This is a genomic window from Microbulbifer mixtoriginis (SeqCode), assembly GCF_052466765.1.
The window spans coordinates 4,826,117-4,847,817 of the sequence record NZ_CP174289.1; the positions used below are offsets into that span (position 1 = coordinate 4,826,117).

Genomic DNA, 21,701 nt, shown 5'->3' on the forward strand with positions numbered 1-21,701 from the left:
CGAATTTCCTGTTATTGCTTAGCTACAAGACCTTTTGAGGGCAACTACTCAACAGCTGGGCAAAGCCTAATTCATTGGTTATTACGAATAAATGAGGTATAAATGGATTCAGAATTCTGATTTTGGATATAATTGGTGGATACGAACGGAATAAGGCTTTTTGTGCTGGCTGCTGGCCTGCTCAATATCAGTTCCGCAGGGCGTCAGCTTGGGTTGGCTCCATCAGTAGCCAGTGCGCGCCTGTCAAAGCTTGAGGTTCAATTAGGGGCGGATCTATTCCATAGATCCACTCGGAAGGTCACTTTATCGACAGAAGGAGCCGAATTCCTTCCCTATGCTAGAGAGATCCTTGCCCAAGAAGATGCTGCCTTGGCAGCCCTGGGTAAAGGCAGTTCAAATGTGAGCGGAACGCTAAGATTTGCGGCTTCAAGCACATTTGTACAGCGCTTTGTAGCACCAATACTGCCTGAATTTCTTGAGCGATATCCCGGTGTGGATGTGGAGCTTAAGCTATCTGATACACAAGTTAACCTAATCGAGGGAGGCTTTGACTTAGCCCTACGCAACTATGCCGTAGAAGACAGTAGTCTTATTGGACGTAAACTCGCTGAAGACAAGAGAATCCTGTGCGCTTCCCCCAGCTACTTAAAGAAATATGGTGCTCCAAATACGCCTGAAGATCTCATTCGGCACCAGCTTTTGGTGTTTATGAATTCAAAGCCCAGAAAGCTGATATCTGAAAGTGATAAACAAGCTGGATCATTTCCTCCACCGAAAGGTAAGTCTCGAGTAATTTGTGATGATGGCGCCAGCATGCGTATAGCCGCCAAGGCCGGGGTTGGGGTTTGTATGAGTTCGTTATGGAATATTCATTCTGAATTAGAAGAGGGCACACTGGTTCGGGTACTTCCGGATTACAGAATTGATGACCAGGCAGCGATTTGGCTTGTCTACCCTAAATCTAATGTACTCACTTCAAAAGTCAGGGTGTTTATTGATTTCCTTGTTGAAAAGATTGGTATTTCAGCCACCTGGGCAAACCTGAAATCCCAATAAAGTATCCCTCACATTATCTAGTCGTTCCATAACTGGAGAGATAAATTTTATAGAAAATTGAGGCTGGAACTGTAAATTTTACGCTGTAAATAAGTGGAAGTTTTAGTAGAGATGTAAGAAAGGAATTGTTGTCCGCTAAAAATACAACAACTCCCTTCTTCAACTAGAGCACAAAATTATTGCGTCTTTTGGGGTGACGTTCAGTGGTGCGTTAATCCTGAACTCCGGCTAGCCTCAAATAAGAACCAAGATCGCCTTTCAGCCTGATCAATATACTCCTCCAGAATGCTCGCAGTTGCAATGTCACGATGCTCATCGCAAAGCTCATGGACTTTGCGCATATTCGCAATCATTTGCTGATTGTCTTCAGCAAGTTCCGCGAGCATATCTTGTGGGTCTACATAATCCGTATCATTATCTGAAGATCGTTGTAGTTTGGCGATCTGGCCAATGGAGCGAAGTGTGGTTCCCCCCAGTTTACGCACACGCTCTGCCAAGACATCGGTCATCTCAAAAATTTGACTGGCCTGATCATCAAACAATAGATGGTAGTCCCGGAAGTGCGGACCGCTCACATGCCAGTGAAAATTCTTCGTTTTCATGTATAAGCCAAAGGTGTCTGCCAGTAGTGTATTGACAGCAGTAGTAATGCTACTCCTAGCGTTCTCGCCCAAATCAGTTGGAGCCTTAAGTCTGGCTTGATCCTTTGCGCTTACTTGTTCACTGGTTGCTTTTCTCATAGGAAGCCTCATTAGGTTATGGCAAGGGGGGAGCTAGAAGAGTAAATATTATCTTGGCATTAGATTAGACGCCTGTAGGGCGACTCGCCAGTCAAGCCTGGGTCACTCTGAGACTTTCGCCTTCGTTCCCGCACAATATTTAGCAGGCGTCTGGTCTAAACCAAAAGCCTTCATCAGCTGCGTGCTTGCCCCAATATAGGACCCAACTGTTGCGCCTGACCAATAGCCGGTATCACAAGTCAACGTAACGCAGTCTCCTCCAAAAGTTACAAAAGGCTGATCACGTACTATTTTGCATGTGCAAATGGCCTTGAGTGGATTCATTGGGTCGACAATACAGGGTTGATCCAGGCAATCCGCCCAAGGGTTACCTTCTGGACAGGAAAGCACTGGTTTAGTAGGTGCCTGAGCGAAAGAAAAAGTCGATAAGACTTTTTTTACACCGGTCGAGTTAGTTACAGGAATCCGGGCTTTACATGCTGACATCCCGAAGTTTAAACCCTTGTTAACATCACATTGGCAAATTGCATTTGAATCCGGATTTCTAGGGTCCGGGATACAAGGGGCGGAAGTGCATAAGACATATTCATTACTACAAATATTGCCTTCACTACTTTGAGGAGGCTTAGGCTTACCTTCTTCAGCCGCTGTGTTAAACCCTACAAAGGCAAGAGCAATCAAAATCATTATGAATAAGAATGAATACTTCTTCATGCACATCTCCTTTATGAATCAAGGGGCGGGTAGGATATGAGCAGATATTTACTCAAACTCAAATAATAGCAGTTGTTAATTAATAGTTGTTCCTATGTCACTATCGACCAGGCAGTGTGAAGGAACACCCCAAGAACATTATCTTTAATTGCTCATTAAGTAGCCGTGGTTGTGGCTTATCCAGGCTTATTATGAAAAAAACTAATAGGGTCGACAAAGATAACTGCTCTATCTCGCTCTACCTCTGGTAGGTTTATCCAGCGATATTTAAATTTTGAATATATCCGAAAACTATATAGGCAGTATTACTGAGTAGTATTGAGCCATTTAACAATGGCTTTATGCTCGATCTCACCTATTGTATTCATGCTTGGATGATACCTATCATGAACTTTAAATATTTTGATATTATCTTTCTTCAATTGTTTGAAACTTGCATATGGTGAAATATGGTCTGAATCTGAGAGCATTAGTAGAGTCGGAGTCTGGGAGGATTTTAAGAGAGGTTTTATGTTTGTATCTTTCAAATTTATATTAGATTTTCTTAGAGCCAAAATCGCCCCCTTGCGTATATCTCTCTCAGGGATAATTCTGCTAAGTATGGGGTGGTCACGTTTTGCATAATTGTATACAGCTTCATCAAGTTGCAACATCGGAGCTAAAAGAATAACTCCGCTAATGTCTGATCTTAAAGAAGAAATATGAGAGGCTGTTACGGCGCCCATAGAGTTTCCTACAATATATATATTTTCATTTTTGATGATCCCTTCTTCAATTAGGTTGTCAATAAGGGAGTTGATATATTTAGTATCATTTACCCCATATTTCTTCTTGCCTCCAGTTTCACCATGACCTAGAAGGTCTGGAACAATAACCTGAAACCCAAGAAAACGAAAATAAAGAGCAGAATCCAGCATAAATTCTTTGGAAGTACGGAATCCATGCAGTAAGATTACGGTGCCAAAGTAGCTTCGATCTAATGAATCTCTACTTAAATTAATCTTAACAATATTTTCTCTTTCGTCCTCACCAAATGTTACAGAGTAGTTTAGGTTGGCGTCGGCTAAAGGTGATCCGTAATAATAACTAATGCATGTCTTTTTTCCAGGTGGGCAATATTCAGCTTTCCTGAAGTTTAACTGTTCTATTCGCTCGACAGTTATCCTTTCTCCAAAGGAGAAGTGTTCAGCTTTTTCTATTGAGCTAGCTATTCTTTGAGAGCAGGATGAGATAGCAATGCATATAGAGATAACAGTTAGCACTCTGGCTAAAATTGACTTGGCTTTCATATCGCTTTAACTCAAATGGTAACTGCAGTTTATTCATATGGCGCGTAGATAAATTCACTAATCCATAAATTGCTCACTTGGCGATATCCCGCGACAGATTAATCTTGATATATCAGCTTAGCTGATCCTAAAAAATACAGTTCAAACAGCTATACCTTATAGTTGTCATTTAATATCTTGCAGGTTCAAGCGCATTAGTGAGCCTTAATCGTTTCAATTTGGAATAGTGCATTTTTGCCAGTAGAGTAGGGCGGTAGTTTTACCGCTCCTCCTTAACCCGCTTACGTCGCCTGCTCTCATACCGTTCCCGCATCATCACGGATATGCTTACGGGGACGGTACCTCAAATCTTCAGAAATACCAGTATGGCGAAACCAATGGACGATAGCGCCTTAAGCATTTGGTCGCAAACAGTGATCGTACAGCCTTTGTACCTTTACCTAAAATGTGAAACCATTAGTTTGCGCCGCAATCTTTCTTGGAATCACCCATAGCGGGTAACGATCTTTAAACGGCAACCAACTCAGAGATTCACAAGTACATAGCGAATAGGCTGCTCATAATGAATAAGGATAGATCGTGAACAGTTGGCGATGTCTCGGCCATAATCTCAGAAGTTCCGATATTAACAGCCCTAATGCTTATCTCAGCCTAGACGAAATTGAAGATCAACTGGTAGAAAAATGATGTGTCCGTTGTTGATGGATCGAGTCCAAGCATGTAAATCACTACAAAGAAAACCGCAGAAGCGGCCAGAGTAGAGCTTAAAACCAATCTAATTTGATGTAATAAATATGAATAGCCTCGTTATTCCCGCTGCGCTTCCCATTCCTTTTTCAAGCTTTCCTCACTCCAACCATGTCGGCCGGCTTGGGTTTCAAAAAATGGAACCCAGTGACTTTCAAGTACTTCAACTTCATCAGACTTTTGATTTAACTTCTTCCAACCAGTACCACCTGGCATACGACAGTTTCTACCGCCCGGTAACGGGGGAGTATTCTGTATAGCTTTCGCAAAACGATCAGACTTAGCCTTTACTTCGGAAATAGGGCCGAATTTAGAGGGATCAATACATATATAGTAACTACCACCTACTGAGGTAGCCTGTGCCTTACCGTTTATGAAGTCTGCTAAAGTGGGAACCTCTGGGGTTATGATACCTCTAGGATTTATGATGCCTGTTAGTAACTCGTTCCATAGATTCAGCATATAAACCCGAGGTTCGTGAAGATTCTGGAAGCAGGTCTGATCATATACACGACCATATCCCTCGACTGGAATTGCATAGGGAGCCAAATCATTACCCAGCTCACCTGTATCCGGGTCAATTACAGCATTATATTTAAGCTTGGTACCTTGCAAAACAGCCTGTGCAGTATCTGCATCATACCGCTCACACAGTTTCGTGCTCATCCAGACCGGTGGCTGTTCTCCGCTTGGGCCTATGGCATCAAGCGGCGGTACGGCAATTGTATTTCCCATACCGCCCAGTGGGGAGCACATGGGTACAGAGTTATTCGACGCTTGTGCTACACAATCGGCTTGATGAGCAAGCCACGTGTAGGCGCCAAAACTGCCAGCATCATTATGATTATGAGCAAATACTATTGAAATACCTTGCTCTTTTGCTTTTTTGATCGCAGTCTGGGCAACTTTCGTCATCGTATAGTATCCAGATGAGCGTTTACCATCAATTGATGCCCAAGTAGGACCTTCATCAACAATCTCAGGTTCAGCTTTGATATCCAACATTCCCACTTTATGGGTCAAATCTATGGCTTCATAAACACCGAGTCCCTGATTTAGCTTGCCCTGGAATATTCCGATCATTAATGCATTTGCCACCGCATTGCAGTGCTCATCGCTTGCCCCCTCAGCTTTCCATATCCTTCTAATGCAGTAACTTAAAAAATCTCCACTTGTTTTTCTCGTTTGTGCATCAGCATTCATATTTTCTTCCAGTTATATTAACCTGTTGGTCAAAGTATAGATGGGTATCAAAGGAGAACTACAAACTATAATTTTATGATTTATCCAAAAAATTAATTGTAGTAAGTTAAAATCTAGCTCTAAATTTATATTTAAACGATTAAGTAGTTAGCTACTATATAACTAGCTATTAATCTCAGAGCCTGCATTATGAAAAAACTCTCAGGTAAGATCGCGATTATAACTGGTGCTACCAAGCAAAAAGGGTTGGGTCAAGCTGTAGCAATAAAACTAGCCTCATTAGGAGCAACTGTGATACTTGCAGGGAGAGAAAAGTCAAAGGATAGCCTTGAATGTAATGTTAAAGAAATAGAATCTAGTGGCTGGGAGGCTACATATATATTTATAGATATGTCAAAACCTGATCAAATAGATAATGCAGTTAATGACCTGGCAGATAAATTTGGTCGCATTGATATTTTAGTCAATAACGCTGGGGTTGGATTTGGATCCGCCATTTTAAATGAAAATGAGAATAAAGATTGGGATATTAATTACAGCATCAATGTAAAAGGTGCATTATCTATGTGTAAGGGAGTACTGAAGATAATGGAAAAAGAGGGTTCTGGGGCAATAGTCAATGTTGCATCTACAGCTGGTATCGGGGTTTCTGCGGGTATGCCATATCCTTATATAGCTACAAAGCATGCATTGGTAGGTACAACCAAAGCTTTAGCTTTGGAATATGCAGACAGGGGCATAAGGGTTAATGTTGTAGCACCTGGTGCAATCAATACAGATATGTTGCAGAAAGCTTATGCGGCAATAGCAGAAGGCGAAGGAATTTCTATTTCTCAGGCAGCCGAACAAGAAAACTCATCTATACCGTTAGGGCGCCCAGCAGAACCCTTTGAGGTTGCTGCGGCAATAGCTTTTTTAGCAAGTGATGAGGCATCGTATATTACAGGTGTTGTATTACCTGTAAGTGGAGGCTTGTCTCCAGGGATTTAGTAATATTTAAGAGATAATAGCTTACTTTTAGGTTTATATAATTATATTGTATTTAATAAGATTTCCATGTGAGCATTCAAAATTCTCAGCACTTGTACTTCCCCACTCATTTTTTTTGAAAAAATTAATCCAATTAAAAGGTCAAAAACCTTAACAAAGAAATGATAGCAGCCGAAAACTAACAGTTCCTAGGAGAACCGGATTTTGGAGAAATAAGCTATGAATAGATTCTTTGACATTAATGACCAAGTGGCAGTGATAACTGGAGGAAACTCAGGAATTGGATTGAGCACTGCAAAACGTTTTCATAAGGCTGGCGCTCACGTCATTATAGCGGGTATTGGTAGTGGGGATAATGCAATTCGGGATATAGAAGGCGGCGACTTTGTTGAAACAGACGTATCAAGTGAGTCACAAGTAAAAGAATTAATGAATTACGCAGCAGAAAAATTCGGGAAAATAGATACTTTGGTTAATTGTGCAGGCATAAACAAAGGATATGAAACGCTGCTTAACGTAGATTGCAATGACTTTGGGGCAAACTACAGCGTCAATACAATGGGAGTCGTTTTTGGTATAAAATACGCCACACCTCATATGAAGTATGGTGGCTCCATAGTCAATGTTGCTTCAGCCGCCGCAAAATCTGGCGTTCCTTACCTTGCTCCATATGTTGCATCAAAATGGGCAGTCGTTGGTATTACACAGACAGCAGCATTGGAGTTAGGGGCACAAAATATTAGGGTAAATGCCATATGCCCAACTTCCGTTGATACACCAATGGCCCAAGCAGAAGGTGGTGAACCCCAATTAGCTATGGAAAAAGTTGCTGTTCCTTTGGGACGCATTGCACATCCAGATGAAATTGCCGCTTTGATACATTTTCTGGCGTCACATGACTGTACCTTTATCAATGGTCAAGCCATTAATGTTGATGGTGGTTTTAGTGCAGGGCTTTCTATCTCTGCATTCAATAAATTGGCTCATACTTAGATATAATTTAAGGTGTTTCATATTGTTATTTAAGTGGACGTAAAAATGAGTAAAAGGAATTACCCTTATCCAGAAATGTCGAAAGAGAAAAAAGCACGTCTTCAGGATTTATGGAAACATTCTAGAAGCTCTGATGGGATAGACCCGGAAGTAGCTGCTCACCTACAAAGAATGGGTAAGATGGGCGGCGTTGGATTAGAAGTTGTTGGTAACCTAAACAAGGATTATTTAGGTGGCTTTATGTCGCCTTACTCTCGGGACTGTAAAAATGCAGACCTCGTAATAGTTGGCCAGCCCTTAGAAAAGGCTGCGCCGATGAATGCATCTCATAAATATGGTCCAAAAGTCCTTCGTGAGTTTTCAAAGAATGCCATGGGGACTATCGAACCAAGTCCTGATGGAGGTTGGGATATACCTTTCGATACATGTAGAATCATAGATTATGGAAATATTGATACTTACGGGCGATTTGATTTGTCTGATGAGGTATCTAAAATAATCCAGGAATATGAAAAGATAGTTCTAGATAATGACTGTGTCACATTTACCTGGGGTGGTGATCATACAATTAGCTATGCACCAATTAATGTTCTCGGCAGAAAATTTGGCCCATTAAGTTTGATTCATTTCGACGCGCATTATGACCTGGTAACCTTCGCGGATTTTAAATATCCATATCACTCTGGCAATCAATTCACTAAAAATATGGCAGAGGGATATCTCGACCCAGAACGTATGATAACTATGGGTATCCGGGGAAGGATGACAGCCTTGGTTGGTGGACATGCAAAAAATTTTGGCGTAACTACTTATACTGCCGATCAAGTATTTGAGCTGGGGACGGACAAAATTGCAGAAAGGATTTTAGAGGTTGTTGGAGATGGACCTACATATTTCACTCTAGATCTCGATAGCCTTGACGCTACGGATAATGCTTCCAATTCAGCGGTGGAACCCTTTGGACTAAAGTCTAGACAAATATGGGACATTATTCGATATCTCAGAAAAAATGGAGACATTGATCTTGTTGGTGCTGATGTATGTGAATATGCTCCATACCTAGACTCTACACATAGAGACGCATATATAGCATGCGGTATTAGTTGGAAACTGCTCTGTTGGCTGGCGGATTGTGTAGCTAAGCGTAAGGGAGAAAAACAAAAGACTGAATGGCCTTTAGCTATGGGTAAGGCAAGCCTGTGATATACAAATGAGGATTTTATAGTTTAATTTACTTTAAATGGACTTTGCATGGAATATAAATATTTAAATAAATTTCTATCCGTTAGGCATGGCCATTTGTTCATTGAAGACTGTGATACGGTTGAGCTTGCTGAGAAATATGGAACCCCATTATTTGTTGTATCAGAAAACCATTTGGTTAAAAACTTAAGATCATACAGGAAGGCATTTGAGTCTGAATGGCCTGAGGGTAAGGTCAGAATTATGGCAGCGATTAAGGCAAATCCTGTTACAGCAATACGTAAAATACTGACAAGAGAAGGGGCCGGTTGTGACACTTTCGGTAAAGGGGAGTTGGAGCTGGCTCTTCGAGGAAACGTTCCATTAAAGGATATAGCTGTAAATGGATCTATTAAGGGGCGAGAGATTATAAGTAAAGCTATAAATCTAGGTATTCCCATTGTTTTAGATAGTCCTATAGAGCTTTTATATTGTGAGCAGGAAGCTAAATTTTTAAAAAAGAAAGCTACTGTAATACTTAGAGTCAAGCCCTGGCTAAAGAATCTTGATCTAAATTCAGATTTTTACCCTGATCGTACTATTCGAGAAATGACACAAACTGTTAAGTATGGTATCCCTCACAGTGAGCTTGTAGATATGATTCCACAGCTTAAAAGCTCGAAATGGTGTGATCTCGTAGGCGTTCATACTCATGCAGGACGCCATTCTAAGAAAGCGGCCTTCTGGAAGGCTTTAATGAGAGACTATGCATCACTTATAGGTAAAATAAGTATGTTAATGGGAGGGGATTGGGTACCGAGAATAGTTTCAGTGGGTGGTGGCTTTGCAGCCTCTAATGATCATGAGACCCGAGTCCCGGTAACGGATTATGAAACTCCTACACCTAAAGATTATGCAAAGACGATTACTAAGCAATTTAGAAAATCAATGCAAAAACTAGGTCTTTCAACCGAAGGGATTGTACTTGAGATTGAACCAGGAAGAGCACTCCACAATGAAACTGCTATCCATTTAACAAAAGTTCATAACATAAAATTGGAACGAAACTATATTGCCCGCAGTTGGATAGAGACTGATACCTCTGAGTGTTTTCTAGGTATAGGCAGCTTAAATACAAATCCTCCATTTGATATTTTATTAGCCAACAGAGCAAATTCACCCGAGTATGCTCCATATGATGTTGTAGGAATAACGTGTAATTATGAATGTATTGCTGAGCAAGTCATGATGCCAGAAGTTGCTGCAAAAGATATATTGGCGTTCCTCAATACTGGTTCATATATAGAAACCTATGCGTGTAATTTTAACGCTCTCCCTCGACCGGGTATGCTATTGGTGAGTGGACATAAAGCTAGCTGGATTAAGCGACCTGAAACACAAGATGAGGTGTTTCAACGGGATATTATTCCTCCATGGATTAACTAGTTATCATTAGCCTTAGTATTTCAGCTCTTAATTTAAGATTAAATAAAATGTCAAAAGTTGAGCGCAGCTGGTTTCCAATGATTGTTATTTCTCTGTCAAATGTGATGCTTTATATAACAACTTTTGGTGTAAATGTTCTTATATCTCCGATCGTAAATGACCTTCAAAGCACGGTTTCAACCTTACAGGCCGTTATTGTTTCTGCTTCGTTAATTGGTGGGGCATTAATGGTGACAGCAGGAAGGCTCGGTGATAAATATGGAGAAAAGAAAATATTTTCTATTGGAGTGGCCATTTATGTTCTTGGGATGATAATTGTCATTTTAAGCCCAAATACCCTTATTTTCATTATAGGGTGGGCCATTGTGTGGCCTCTGGGGATGGTTATGGTTGTGCCCACTTCAATCGCTTTAATCATGAATTATTATCATGGTAGCCAGAGGGTGTTGGCTTTTGGGGTTTATGGAGCTGTTCTTTCAGCTGTATCGGCATTAGCTCCAGTAATTGTTGGTTTAATAGCTGACAATGTTAATTGGCGCGTATCACTTTCTTTATCTCCTATATTTGGAATAATTACTTTATTGATGGCTTATTCCCTTCCTGAAACAGAAGGCGATAAAACGATAAGCATAGATGTCAGAAGTGTCATCTTGTCGACGCTAGGTTTTGGTTTCTTCTTAGTAAGCACAACTCTTGCTGGGCAGTATGGTTGGTTGTGGGAGAAGAGGCCATTAGTAATCGCTGGAAACACTATTACCTTTGGAGAGCTGTCAGTTGTTCCAATTATTTATGGGGTGAGTCTAATTGCAATATTCTTGTTTATTGTTCGATGTGTTAGATTGAAGAAGCAGGGGAAAGTCCCATTGTTAGATTTAACTCTGTTTAAAAATATATCATTTTCATTAGGGTTGTTCATTGGTGGCTTCTTTTTTCTGGTAAATGCGGGGTTTCTGTTTGTTGTTTCTGTATATCTACAGGCTGGTGTTCAGATGGACTCGCTCTCTACGGCCCTAACAACATTACCATTCACAGCAATTTTAGCGATATTATCATTTTTAACTCCACCCCTCGGAAAAAAAATTGCACCAAAATGGATTCTGATTTTTGGTGCAATCTGTATGCTCCTAGGAATATGGTTATCCGGGCAGTTGGCCAGAATGGATATGACACCTCTTGTGTTGCTAGTTCCTATGATTATTGCGGGAATAGGGGGCGGATTAATAATGGCCCAATATACGGGAGTTACGATGATGAATGTTAAACCTGAAAATAGTGGAGCAGCGTCAGGTTTAACTGAAACTATGAAAGAAATATTAGGGCAAGGTTTTGCTGTGGCTTTTGCGGGTTCTATACTTTTTGGATCCGTATATGCAAGTATGGCAGACTCGTATGCCAATATAGAGGGAAAAACCTTATCAGATAGAACTCGCCAGGAAGAGGTTGTCAAATTAGAAGATATATTTAATAGTATCTCTGTCCCTGAAGAAGAAAAGTATGTCTCAGAGTTGCCAGAAAAAATCAGATTAGCTTATTCAGATATAGTTTCGAGAGCCGCAAATACTGGTCTGAAAAACGCCCTTTTTTCTATAAATATATTTTTATTGCTTTCATTGGTGTTGATGTTTTTTTTGCCTAACAGAATCTTGAGGTGAAAGTAAAAGGTTAGACTTTAGTGATTATCTTGTAATTCACAACATCTATAAATATTCCCCTTGATTAACGCAAAATGATTGATGTCTAACTAGATAGTAACTCTAAAAAGGTCTTTAGTACGCAGGCTTTTGTTTCCTCCCAATTACGCATAAGAAGATCCTGCACAGCAACCGCGTGCATAATACAAACGCCTCGGCGAATAGGGCATACTTGTTAGTAGAGTAGGGCAGTAGTTTTACAGCCCCTCCTTACCCCGCTTGCTTCGTCCGCTTTCATGCCGTTCCCGCATATCGGAATCAATATAGCGATCGGTTGTGGCGATACTTGCATGGCCTGCATCATCACGAACATGTTCCCGGGGACGATATTTCACATCTTCGGAGATTCCAGTGTGTCTTAGCCAGTGCATCGTGGCAGCTTTCAAGTCTTCCGCATCTTCACCAAGGCCTTCTCCAACCATCCGTTGGTAAGCGGCATCGAAACAGTTCTGTACGATATGTCAAACTTGGCGTGTACTGGTGACAGGTCCCTTGCCGCGAGATTTTTGCACCAAGGGTGTCTGCTCATTGATGCTGGGCAGAGCAGGGAGCTGCAACTGGATTCTGTAGCGCTTTAAGGCACTTAACATCTGGTCGCACACGGTAATGGCTCGGCCTTTATTCCCCTTACCGGTGACGTGAAACCACCTGTTTCCGTCGCGATCTTTCTTGAAGTCACCCATAACGGGTGCCGATCTTTCATCGGCAACCAGCTCAGAGATACGCAGATACATAGCGAATAGGGCGTTCATAATGAACAATGTACGCTCGTGCTCAAGTGGTGACATCTCTGCCATAACCTCAGCAGTTTCCAACACATAATCCCACTGCAGATTGCTGATGCGCCTAACTACCTGGCTTTGTTGCTCACGCCGGACGAACTTACTTTTTTGCCGGATCAATGCCACAGGGTTGGTGGGAACCAAGCCTTCCTGAAAGAGGAAGTCGAAGAAAGAAGACAGTGCGGTAAAGATACACTTGATGGCCGCCTGAGATGGCCGGAAGTCCTTGGCGGATGGTGTCTTACCTGAACGAAACTCAACCTTAGATACACTGACTACGAATGGCCGCCAATCTGAATTAACAACACGTCCGCCGTTTCTAGTTTTAAACCGGGCTACATTCTTTGTACCGATCCAGGCAAGTGGCGGTTCAATACAGAACTGAACAAAATCCTCTATATGCTCACGCTTGAGCGACAAGATTGAAACTTCTTCAATACGCCAAGCCCATTGCAGTAGTTGTTCAAGTTCGCGGCGATAACTATTAAACGTAGCCTGGCTACTGTTGTAGCTGTAAAGAAACTTGAGCGTAAACTCCAGATCGGTTCAATCTGTTTGCTGAGATAATGGCTAGCGGAGAAGTTACTGCAGCGGAATGGGTTCTCAAAATTACTCAGGTTGTTGATGATTGATGCTGGTGATTGATTGGAGGCAGACATAGAAAGGAAATGAAGTTGTTGTTGGAATGCAGTGGACGGCCAAGTAAAGTACTTAATTGAACGACCAGTATTCGGCCTTGGATAAGGTTTTCAATTCTGCCTTGTCTTTAACTACTCCTAGTATGCTTAGAGAGAGTTTTTAGCGATGGCATAGCATAACCCTTTCATTCTGATAGTGTTTAAGCACTAAAAGCTAGCCAACTATCAGCGAATAGGTTTGCCCCAACTTCTGAACAACGTACGCCTTAACAGCAATATCCTTGGAATATCGCCAATCCTCCTCAACAAATTGAGGCAGAAAAAACCCTGTATATGTAGGTCAGGTTCGCTCCGGAAATCGTGATGCGCCGTACCACACTTGTTGGCGGTGCATTACAGGCTGTGTGATATCAGAGAGAGTCTAAGTACACACTCTTTCAGTGAGAGGTGCGTGTCGCTAGGCATTGTTCGACATACCGAGGTATAAGCCTGTAGATTGCGCTTTAGTTAATGGAGACTAAGTTCACGTCTATCTGAAAAACGCTTCTGCTATCTTTCTACAGATCTATGCTTCAAAGATGTGACTCTTAAGACTTCATCAAGCGGTTGTGATCAAACAATATTTGGCGGGTTATTCCTAGTAAAAATCATTTCCTTTATCCCGCTGCCGCCTAATCTCTACATAGTCTTGGATTTTGTTAGTGCGCCAAACTAGCAATAACTAAGGACAACAATCGTTGAACCTTCCGCAGTAGCGGTCGTGGGTAGGGGATGCTGATGAAAACCACATCATATATTGCACTTTCGTTACTTTTTACTTCCACAGTTCCAATTTCCGCCACAGCCCAATTGGCTATTCCAGAAATAGGGACTTCGGCTTATCCAGATGAAATGTGCAAACGGGTTAAGCCGCATTTTGACAAGCTATTTAAAGCGCCAGTCGATGAATGCTTCAATGGAGTTGGTCAACCTTATCCAGAGTTAGTGGACGGCATCTGTTCGGCAGGAGAACCTAAACGCAATGGTACGCGGATTTGGGGAATGGCTGAATCTCCCCAATTTTTATACTGGGGAACCGGCAGTAATTTTCTCTGTACCGCACAAGCGTCACCAACCGCAGTTTTGACACCGCTATTAGCCCCAACGCAGGGTTGGGTTTGCGAGTTTGCCGATGGGATACTTGCTCAGGAAAATCCAAACCTTAAGAACCTTGGGGACTGGCGGGCTCCCTCTGCCTACCGTATGGATACTTGTACACTTGAAGTCACAGAAGTTACTCCCACTTACGATCCGCTTCTACAGGACATCCTTGGATTACGCTCGGGTGGCTACGCGGACGATGTGATTTTTCTTGCCGGGCCGGGTGGTATACAGGAGGGAATTGCCGGCGTTGGCAGTGGTAACAGCATTATCATGTTGGCTTGGCAGGCAAGTACCGGACGGTATTTGGGCTCAAAGAAATTTTCTGAATATTCGAATATCCGTGAGTTTCTTAACTACGAAGGCGTTTTATATACCGGTGTGCGATTGCATGAAGATCTTGGTGGGGCGGGCCGGGTTCTGCGTTGGATGGGCAATCTCGATGATCCATTCCATTTTGAAATCATCGGTACTATGGAAAGTACTCCGGCAGACATGACGATACACAACGGGCGTATATTTTCGTCTACCTGGCCGAATGGTGATATTGAAACAGGAGAGGTGCAAGCCTACGCCGGGATAGTGATGAGTCCCCAAATACCTTCGGGTGGCTTCATGCCTAATGATGTCGAAGAGTGGGAGGAAGTTTGGAATATTAGCGAGTACGAGCCAGACCCTGTCAGCGCTCGAGCCTATGCCGGTGGAGATATTACTTCATGGCGTGGGAATCTCTACTGGGGTACGATCAACTTTCCGTTCGGTGGATTCAGGAGCCATGTTCTCGCCTATGGTGAGACATGGGGTACTCCTATTGGAGAGCTGGACACCATTATGGCAACCCATAGAGCAACAACCGTATTCCGCGGGGACAACTTTGAAGGAGAAGGGCAGCCAAATGTTGAAGTTCTCTATGGGTATGAAACGGTTCAGGCTTGGGACCCCGATCTCAACAAGTTTGTGGAAACACAAACCTTGTCAGGGTCTCCAAAGCTAGGGGGAGCCGGACTGGGCTGGCTGTTTAATGTATACACTTGGCGCCTGGGAGTGACTGGAGACAATCTGTATCTGGCTACACTGGACGTCAGCTCACTTATACCGAGTGTAATTGATCTTGCGGGTGAGCTTCCCTCGGAATTGCTGATGCTCCTTGAGGATGCGTTATCCAGCCCATCAATCTCTGGTGCAAAACTCTATCGTTTTTTCTCTCCAGATCTACAAGCAATCCCTGCCACTATAAATGGTGTAGGTAATTCGGGTAATTTCGGTTTCCGTACGATGATTAACCACCCAACTTTTATGTGGCTGGGCACCGTAAACCCCTTCCACCTAAATCCCGAAGGGGGTTGGGAGTTGTATCGGTATGCACCGACCACACCGGTTCAGCAGAAATCCGTGGATGGGGCGAAGTCTGATTAGTTCAGTGTCTTCACTGTAGCCGAATTTGCAACCCAGCAAGGAGTTAAGAGTTTGGATTGTGTTATGACTTTGCTGGATGATGGATGAAAGCTCAGCAGGTATTGGTGAAAATTAAACACTTAACCTGGACAGTCCAACTGTGTGGACGGCCAAGTAAAGTACTTAATCAGTATTCGTATAAAACCGTTCTTTTAAGTCTGAGCCCTTAAAAGTTTCTATTCTTGATAAATAGAATCAGACAACATATTTCTGAAGGCCAATTTCAAACGACTCAAAGAGTATTGTCATGAAAAAGGTTTTAGTGACCGGCTTTGAACCATTCGGGCATACGCCAATAAATCCTGCAGAATCGGTAATGCGTGTTTTGGATGGTACCCGTATTGGGAATTCTGATGTTTTTGGAATCCTGGTTCCTAGTAACTTCTTTGAGTGTATTGACGTAGTAACTAGCGCTATAGATGAGCTCCGCCCACAAATAGTGATCATGATGGGTGAATATGGTGGGCGATCGATGGTTACTATAGAGCGAATTGCTCAAAATTTTAACGATTCTACTCGATACAACCTGAAGGACAATCGTGGCGTAGAGATGCAGGGCGCACCTACGGTTGCCAATGGGCCGGTAGCCTATCGTAGTAATCTTCCTCTCAGAGCTATGGTTAGGGCAATGCGTGAAGCCGGAGTGCCTACAGATATTTCGGATAATGCCGCCACTTTTTGCTGTAATCACTTGATGTATGGCGTTTTGCACTTTATTGCCAGCAATCAGCTGGATATACGCGCAGGGTGGATTCACCTTCCGCAATTACCTCAAGTAGCGGCTTTGCCCGAAAACCTTGGTACACCCAGCATGTCCAGAGAGACCTCAGCACTTGGTGTCCATGCTGGAATAGAGGCCGCATTGCTACATACTGAGGATATTGATGTTCCTATTCCATCCAAGTTTCAAGTCTAAGGCCTACTGAAGCTACTAAGAAGGGTTTTGACAATGGAGATTGAATGTCTTTGGGAGTGTAACGATGGATTGGGAGAAACACCCATCTGGCATGCAGAAGACACTTCTATCTACTGGGCCGATCATGTCGGCCCTTCGGTTGATTTGGCAGGGCCCCGGCGGCCATCGATTCGGCGGCTAAACATCTCTACTGGTGAAAGAAAGACCTGGGAAATGCCGGAGCAGGTAGGGTCCTTTGGTTTCCGTAAGGGGAGAGGGTTAGTTGGCGCTGCCAATTCAGGATTCTGCACCATTGACCTTGAAACAGGGGAGTTTGAGACAGTTGTTGATCCGGAACCGAATCTACCCCAAAACCGGTTGAATGATGGAAAGATCGATCGAAGAGGGCGTTTTTGGTGCGGTAGTATGGATACGCAATTGAAAGGTAAAGTCTCTCATTTATATTGCCTTGAGCCTGATTTTAGCGTGCGCCAGGTTGCTAAGGACTTTTCCTTTGTATGTTCCAATGGAATTGCCTTTGATCCAGAAGACACTCGTATGTACTTTGGCGATACCATTGGTGGCATGGTCTATGTATTTGACTTGGATATGGATGAGGGCCGTATCAGCAACCGAAGGCCGTTCTTTTCAGTTGAAGATCGTAAGCCCGCGATTGTAGATGGCGCAACAGTCGATTCTGAGGGGTATTATTGGTTTGCTTTGAATCTTGGCGGTAAGATTTTACGGGTTGATCCTAAGGGCCGCCTTGACCGTGAGATTGACCTACCGATCCGAAGTCCCACCTGCATTACATTCGGCGGCGACAATTATGAAACTCTCTACGTTACTTCACAGCAATCATTTGTAACTCCTGAGGAACTGGCCCGCCACCCGCAGCCAGGTAGTATTTTTGCTATTCATGGCCTTGGTGTTCGGGGGCTCCCGGAGCCAAAATTTGGAGCTTGAGAAGCCCACCGAGTCAGGATCACTGATAAATATCTGCCTAGCTTATTGACACAGGATAATTTTGCAGATGCATAACCCCCAAGATTAGAGCACCCAAACCCAGTAAGAATGGATGTGGGTGCCCGCTTGGTACTTGTTAGTTATCGTTTAGGTCGTAAACAATAAATTTCTCCCATGAACCTAATGCTTTGCGATTCGCATTAGCCCGGCCATCTGATTCTGCAACGATGTAGTTACCATGCTTCGGGTTGTATAAGGAAATTAAGTCACCATTTCGTAAACAGCCCGTATTGTCTGAATGGTTGATCAACTTAAATGTTTCCCAGCTGTACCGAGCCGTTCTATCGACATCTAAAGCACCACTTTGTTGGGCACTGTAGTAATAACCATCGGTGCTTTGCAGCCACACTTCATCCCCGTCTATTAGGCAACCCTGTTGCAGGCTATTTCCTGTAAGGACAATAGTCTCATGGCTACCAATTACTGAGGCATTGGCGTTGGCAGTTTTGCCATTTCCTCCATTACCTGCTGCGCCCAGATACTTCCCGTGGGCACCTTTAAGTGCCACTTTTAAGGATTTAACGGGGGGCTTTCCGACAGCCATATAACCTACAACTGCCTTTATAGTCTCCTCATTATTACTGTTTGCCTCCTGTACCATCAGGCTCATTTCAAATGTGCCAGTTTTCTTATTTCTGACACGCGTGCTTAGTGTTTCATCCCTGTCACTACCTTGTACTTGGCTGATCAGTAAGTAATCCTGTAAGTCGACCCCGACAGTTTCAAAGTCCGGGGAGCCACTCAAATTATCTTCCAGTGCAACGGCGCCAATATGAAGCTGCAATCCATTGGCAATTGAGTAACTACCAGCCTCCATCACCACATAATGCACCACTTCCGATGTATGGATGCCATCGTTCCAGGCAAACTCCGCAACACGCACATCGAAGCTGGTTGAAGTGATATTACGAATCTCAGTTGTTATCGGGTCAGTGCCGGCAATACCAATTACTGAAGCAAACACCACAGGGTTTTCATAACTGAAGTCCAACTCTATAGTAGTCCATTCGTGATTTATTCCGTAAGCCTTATCAGCCTCGCCACCTACAAAGCGCCGGTTAGTAAAACGCACTACATCGACCTTTTCACCTTCATGGATCAATTCCATATCTTGTGACTGGTCTTCTACGTTAATCAGATAGCATTCACCATTATCGGCCTCTGCCATACGTAATATTGTTGGATCAAAACCGTTAAAGCTTACGTTTTGATGTAAAAGCACATCGTTTGAACTCTCGCAGTTACCATGACCGGTATTAGTTTCTGTGTTTGTTACATTATTGACCTGGAATCCACTCACCGAAGCCATTTCGATAGTAGATGCGTTATTAGCACTGGCCAATTCCCACATTTCTCTATCCGTTAAATCATCTACGTTTGCTTCCCAGCCAAAACTTAAGGTCTTTCCATCGACTTCTAAAGTTGTCTCCCATACATGGCGGGTCTCTGCCCAGCTCCAGTACCATTTGCTTTTGATCTTGGCTTGTGAAACAGTAAAAATGAAATTACTAAAGCTTTCGTGAGTCTGCGTATTACCAACAACTGTTGCCCAGACTTGTTCATCAGCACTACAGCTATAAATTTCTACAACCTCCTCATTGCGAATAAAGGTTTTGGTATCCAGGCAGTGACGATAAACAGCCACATAACCATCACCCTCACGTGCAAACAACCAGTTCTGGAAACTGGTTGCTTCATCGAATTGCTCTGTTGGCCAATGTAAATTTACTGGTGCAGTTAGAAAGTCATCTACAGGTAAGAAGTCAGTTGCTCTGTTAACACCATCCATAAAGCGCAGCTCCATCGCAGGTTTGTACAAAACCATGGCTACATTCTCATTTTGCTTTATATAGGGTAAATGCGTGTTCATTTGCTCCTGGCCACCAGCCTTCCAGCCACCGTATTCCGCACCTGAACGAGTATAAACCGGTATAGTACCGGTTGTTGCTATCCAGGGCAGCTGCTGCCAACCTGCATTCCCCGCATGGAAATCCTGGTATGACGATAATTGCACATTGCCATGGCGATACAGATCCATGGTTTTTTCTGAAATAATTGAGCTTGTGGTGAAAGGTGCACTGGTTTCAGTAAGAAGAACACCTGACATGTCGACTACGTCATCTGCCAGGTTAGACTCCACAATCAAATCTTCCAAAAAGAAGTTCAGACCGGCAAGTGGATTCAGGTAATATTCCAGCATCTCATCAATCAGTTCTGGGTGGGCATAGGCGCCGGCAGATTGAGAGAAAATTAACTTATCTTGGAGGTCCAACCCAGCCCATACGGTATCAACTTCAGTGATAGGGTGGCCGGAAGAATAGCTTATGTTAATCTCACCATTTAGTTTTTCAAGGCGGTTATAGGCAACACTGCTTACATCAAGTGTAGTCATGGCAAAAATATCCATATGGGTACTACCCGTAAAATCTTGTGGACCTTTGCCAGTAATCAACGCGGTATATTGTGCGAACTTATTATTCAAGAAGTTAAGATCTTGGTGAACACCCTCATAGGTCCTTGAATCGACGGCTATAGCAGCACCAAGGTCGTTGGTGACCATAGCGATATCATTAAGAAAAATAAGGGCAACCTGTCCAGCTAGGGTTTTAATCTCTGTATCCTGGGCATAGTCGTATAAATTTAACAATGCTGTCAGGGAAAATGGGCTATAAACATTTGAAGTCGACTCATATACCCCAAACTGTTTTTTAACCTCCAGATAACGTACGAGACGCTCCCTTAGTTTTTCGGGTCCACCACCTATATCCCAACCTTCCATTTCAGATAGTAACCAGCTGGAAGATAGCCACATAAGTACGTGATTTTCAGAAGTGTAAACTCGCTTTCCTTCAGTATCTTCATCCTGCCAATAAGGTAGTTTGATAATTTCACTCAGGATAATATCATCGTACTCATCACTCTCTGCCAATAGCCTAATATATTCTATCAGGCGCATATCAGGGTTTTTGTAAGCGTGCTTTCCTGGTGTAAAAAGATCGGTCAGCCCCCGAGCCAGAGCCTCTTTATCCAGTGGTAAATCATAATATGCCCTGAGTACATAATGATCGTTATTAGGTTCGGCTTTGGATGAATCAAGAACACGTTCGATATAAGCTACCTGCCGATCACGGAAGGCATTTAAATATGCAGGATGCGAGGACGTATCATAGTCTGTAAGGCTCCACAGCCGCGCACCGTCCTCGGAATTCTGCCCCCCCGTGGTGAACCAGTCCGATATATCGAGATCCATGCCGAAGTAATTTAATGCCGTGACTGTACCATCGGCAACGCCGTAGAAGAAATTAAGTGAACCTTCAACCACGGTCGTTAGTCCATCGTATATCCACTCACCGGTATCTACAAAGAAACCAATTGCTGACGTTACACCATCCTCTACAGTTGTAACGACATCCTCAATAATCTCTTCAACTCTCTCTTCAACAGTATCCCAAGTATCAACAACCCAGGTTGTAAATTTATCCCACAATCCTGCATGGGCATATGCTGGTAAAATTAGAATAAACATAAGTGCGATACACGCACCTATTTTTTTGAGCTTCATGATCAAGTCCTATATTGTTTTTTTTGACCAAATAGAAGTAACTCTTTGGAGGGGAAATATTTTTTGTTAAAAATTAATCATATAATTTAGAAAGTTCCACGAATTTCATGCAATGCCGCATATTAAATTATTATTGGATAAAGTAAGTGATG

Annotated in this window: 16 protein-coding genes; 9 read left to right on the forward strand and 7 right to left on the reverse strand. The window is 42.9% G+C overall.

The annotated features are described in order from the left end of the window. Window positions 1-135 precede the first annotated feature (135 nt). Complete coding sequence (locus tag ACJJIV_RS21015; protein ID WP_444890248.1) at window positions 136-1,056, forward strand: LysR family transcriptional regulator; 921 nt, start codon at window positions 136-138, stop codon at window positions 1,054-1,056. A gap of 200 nt (window positions 1,057-1,256) precedes the next feature. Here the strand turns inward: ACJJIV_RS21015 and ACJJIV_RS21020 are convergent, their stop codons facing one another. The 4 genes from ACJJIV_RS21020 to ACJJIV_RS21035 all read right to left on the reverse strand — a co-directional run bounded on the left by ACJJIV_RS21020 (window position 1,257) and on the right by ACJJIV_RS21035 (window position 5,749). Then, window positions 1,257-1,796, reverse strand: coding sequence for a Dps family protein (locus ACJJIV_RS21020; protein WP_444890249.1), 540 nt, complete (start codon window positions 1,794-1,796; stop codon window positions 1,257-1,259). Between the two features lie 102 nt (window positions 1,797-1,898). Continuing rightward, window positions 1,899-2,510: a hypothetical protein gene (locus tag ACJJIV_RS21025; RefSeq protein WP_444890250.1), complete on the reverse strand. Its 612-nt coding sequence runs from the start codon at window positions 2,508-2,510 to the stop codon at window positions 1,899-1,901. A 305-nt stretch (window positions 2,511-2,815) separates the two neighbouring features. Next, window positions 2,816-3,799 carry an alpha/beta hydrolase gene (locus ACJJIV_RS21030; RefSeq protein ID WP_444890251.1) on the reverse strand — a complete coding sequence of 328 codons (984 nt, stop codon included), beginning with the start codon at window positions 3,797-3,799 and terminating at the stop codon, window positions 2,816-2,818. An 807-nt stretch (window positions 3,800-4,606) separates the two neighbouring features. Continuing rightward, complete coding sequence (locus ACJJIV_RS21035) at window positions 4,607-5,749, reverse strand: Ldh family oxidoreductase (protein ID WP_444890252.1); 1,143 nt, start codon at window positions 5,747-5,749, stop codon at window positions 4,607-4,609. 189 nt (window positions 5,750-5,938) lie between these two features. On the opposite strand from ACJJIV_RS21035, the gene ACJJIV_RS21040 reads away from it, so the two are divergent. From ACJJIV_RS21040 to ACJJIV_RS21060, 5 genes are all read left to right on the forward strand, one after another. Beyond that, window positions 5,939-6,739 carry an SDR family NAD(P)-dependent oxidoreductase gene (locus tag ACJJIV_RS21040; protein ID WP_444890253.1) on the forward strand — a complete coding sequence of 267 codons (801 nt, stop codon included), beginning with the start codon at window positions 5,939-5,941 and terminating at the stop codon, window positions 6,737-6,739. Between the two features lie 219 nt (window positions 6,740-6,958). After that, window positions 6,959-7,732, forward strand: a complete 774-nt coding sequence (locus tag ACJJIV_RS21045; RefSeq protein ID WP_252081698.1) for an SDR family NAD(P)-dependent oxidoreductase — start codon at window positions 6,959-6,961, stop codon at window positions 7,730-7,732. Between the two features lie 45 nt (window positions 7,733-7,777). Beyond that, complete coding sequence (locus ACJJIV_RS21050; protein ID WP_444890254.1) at window positions 7,778-8,935, forward strand: arginase family protein; 1,158 nt, start codon at window positions 7,778-7,780, stop codon at window positions 8,933-8,935. Between the two features lie 48 nt (window positions 8,936-8,983). Next, window positions 8,984-10,360 carry a diaminopimelate decarboxylase family protein gene (locus ACJJIV_RS21055; protein ID WP_444890255.1) on the forward strand — a complete coding sequence of 459 codons (1,377 nt, stop codon included), beginning with the start codon at window positions 8,984-8,986 and terminating at the stop codon, window positions 10,358-10,360. Window positions 10,361-10,407: 47 nt separating this feature from the next. Further along, window positions 10,408-12,012, forward strand: a complete 1,605-nt coding sequence (locus ACJJIV_RS21060) for an MFS transporter (RefSeq protein WP_444890256.1) — start codon at window positions 10,408-10,410, stop codon at window positions 12,010-12,012. Window positions 12,013-12,248: 236 nt separating this feature from the next. Here the strand turns inward: ACJJIV_RS21060 and ACJJIV_RS21065 are convergent, their stop codons facing one another. After that, window positions 12,249-12,386 carry a hypothetical protein gene (locus ACJJIV_RS21065; RefSeq protein WP_444890257.1) on the reverse strand — a complete coding sequence of 46 codons (138 nt, stop codon included), beginning with the start codon at window positions 12,384-12,386 and terminating at the stop codon, window positions 12,249-12,251. 126 nt (window positions 12,387-12,512) lie between these two features. Continuing rightward, window positions 12,513-13,253: a site-specific integrase gene (locus tag ACJJIV_RS21070; protein ID WP_444890258.1), complete on the reverse strand. Its 741-nt coding sequence runs from the start codon at window positions 13,251-13,253 to the stop codon at window positions 12,513-12,515. Between the two features lie 995 nt (window positions 13,254-14,248). On the opposite strand from ACJJIV_RS21070, the gene ACJJIV_RS21075 reads away from it, so the two are divergent. From ACJJIV_RS21075 to ACJJIV_RS21085, 3 genes are all read left to right on the forward strand, one after another. Continuing rightward, the gene (locus ACJJIV_RS21075) at window positions 14,249-16,027 is read left to right on the forward strand and encodes a hypothetical protein (RefSeq protein WP_444890259.1); all 1,779 of its coding nucleotides are present in this window, start codon (window positions 14,249-14,251) and stop codon (window positions 16,025-16,027) included. Window positions 16,028-16,313: 286 nt separating this feature from the next. Further along, the gene (gene pcp / locus ACJJIV_RS21080; RefSeq protein ID WP_444884801.1) at window positions 16,314-16,982 is read left to right on the forward strand and encodes a pyroglutamyl-peptidase I; all 669 of its coding nucleotides are present in this window, start codon (window positions 16,314-16,316) and stop codon (window positions 16,980-16,982) included. Between the two features lie 33 nt (window positions 16,983-17,015). Next, window positions 17,016-17,927 carry an SMP-30/gluconolactonase/LRE family protein gene (locus tag ACJJIV_RS21085; RefSeq protein ID WP_444891738.1) on the forward strand — a complete coding sequence of 304 codons (912 nt, stop codon included), beginning with the start codon at window positions 17,016-17,018 and terminating at the stop codon, window positions 17,925-17,927. Between the two features lie 136 nt (window positions 17,928-18,063). On the opposite strand, the gene ACJJIV_RS21090 is transcribed toward ACJJIV_RS21085, so the two are convergent. Continuing rightward, on the reverse strand, window positions 18,064-21,549 hold the full coding sequence (locus ACJJIV_RS21090) for a fascin domain-containing protein (RefSeq protein ID WP_444890260.1): 3,486 nt from the start codon (window positions 21,547-21,549) through the stop codon (window positions 18,064-18,066). Window positions 21,550-21,701 lie beyond the last annotated feature (152 nt).

What these genes read in the sequence shown, in the direction of transcription:
- ACJJIV_RS21085 (WP_444891738.1), top strand. Translation starts at nt 17,016, where the DNA reads ATGGAGATTGAATGTCTTTGGGAGTGTAACGATGGATTGGGAGAAACA.
- ACJJIV_RS21075 (WP_444890259.1), top strand. Translation starts at nt 14,249, where the DNA reads ATGAAAACCACATCATATATTGCACTTTCGTTACTTTTTACTTCCACA.
- ACJJIV_RS21030 (WP_444890251.1), bottom strand. Translation starts at nt 3,799, where the DNA reads ATGAAAGCCAAGTCAATTTTAGCCAGAGTGCTAACTGTTATCTCTATA.
- ACJJIV_RS21035 (WP_444890252.1), bottom strand. Translation starts at nt 5,749, where the DNA reads ATGAATGCTGATGCACAAACGAGAAAAACAAGTGGAGATTTTTTAAGT.
- ACJJIV_RS21060 (WP_444890256.1), top strand. Translation starts at nt 10,408, where the DNA reads ATGTCAAAAGTTGAGCGCAGCTGGTTTCCAATGATTGTTATTTCTCTG.
- ACJJIV_RS21025 (WP_444890250.1), bottom strand. Translation starts at nt 2,510, where the DNA reads ATGAAGAAGTATTCATTCTTATTCATAATGATTTTGATTGCTCTTGCC.
- ACJJIV_RS21020 (WP_444890249.1), bottom strand. Translation starts at nt 1,796, where the DNA reads ATGAGAAAAGCAACCAGTGAACAAGTAAGCGCAAAGGATCAAGCCAGA.
- ACJJIV_RS21045 (WP_252081698.1), top strand. Translation starts at nt 6,959, where the DNA reads ATGAATAGATTCTTTGACATTAATGACCAAGTGGCAGTGATAACTGGA.
- pcp (WP_444884801.1), top strand. Translation starts at nt 16,314, where the DNA reads ATGAAAAAGGTTTTAGTGACCGGCTTTGAACCATTCGGGCATACGCCA.
- ACJJIV_RS21090 (WP_444890260.1), bottom strand. Translation starts at nt 21,549, where the DNA reads ATGAAGCTCAAAAAAATAGGTGCGTGTATCGCACTTATGTTTATTCTA.
- ACJJIV_RS21050 (WP_444890254.1), top strand. Translation starts at nt 7,778, where the DNA reads ATGAGTAAAAGGAATTACCCTTATCCAGAAATGTCGAAAGAGAAAAAA.
- ACJJIV_RS21055 (WP_444890255.1), top strand. Translation starts at nt 8,984, where the DNA reads ATGGAATATAAATATTTAAATAAATTTCTATCCGTTAGGCATGGCCAT.
- ACJJIV_RS21040 (WP_444890253.1), top strand. Translation starts at nt 5,939, where the DNA reads ATGAAAAAACTCTCAGGTAAGATCGCGATTATAACTGGTGCTACCAAG.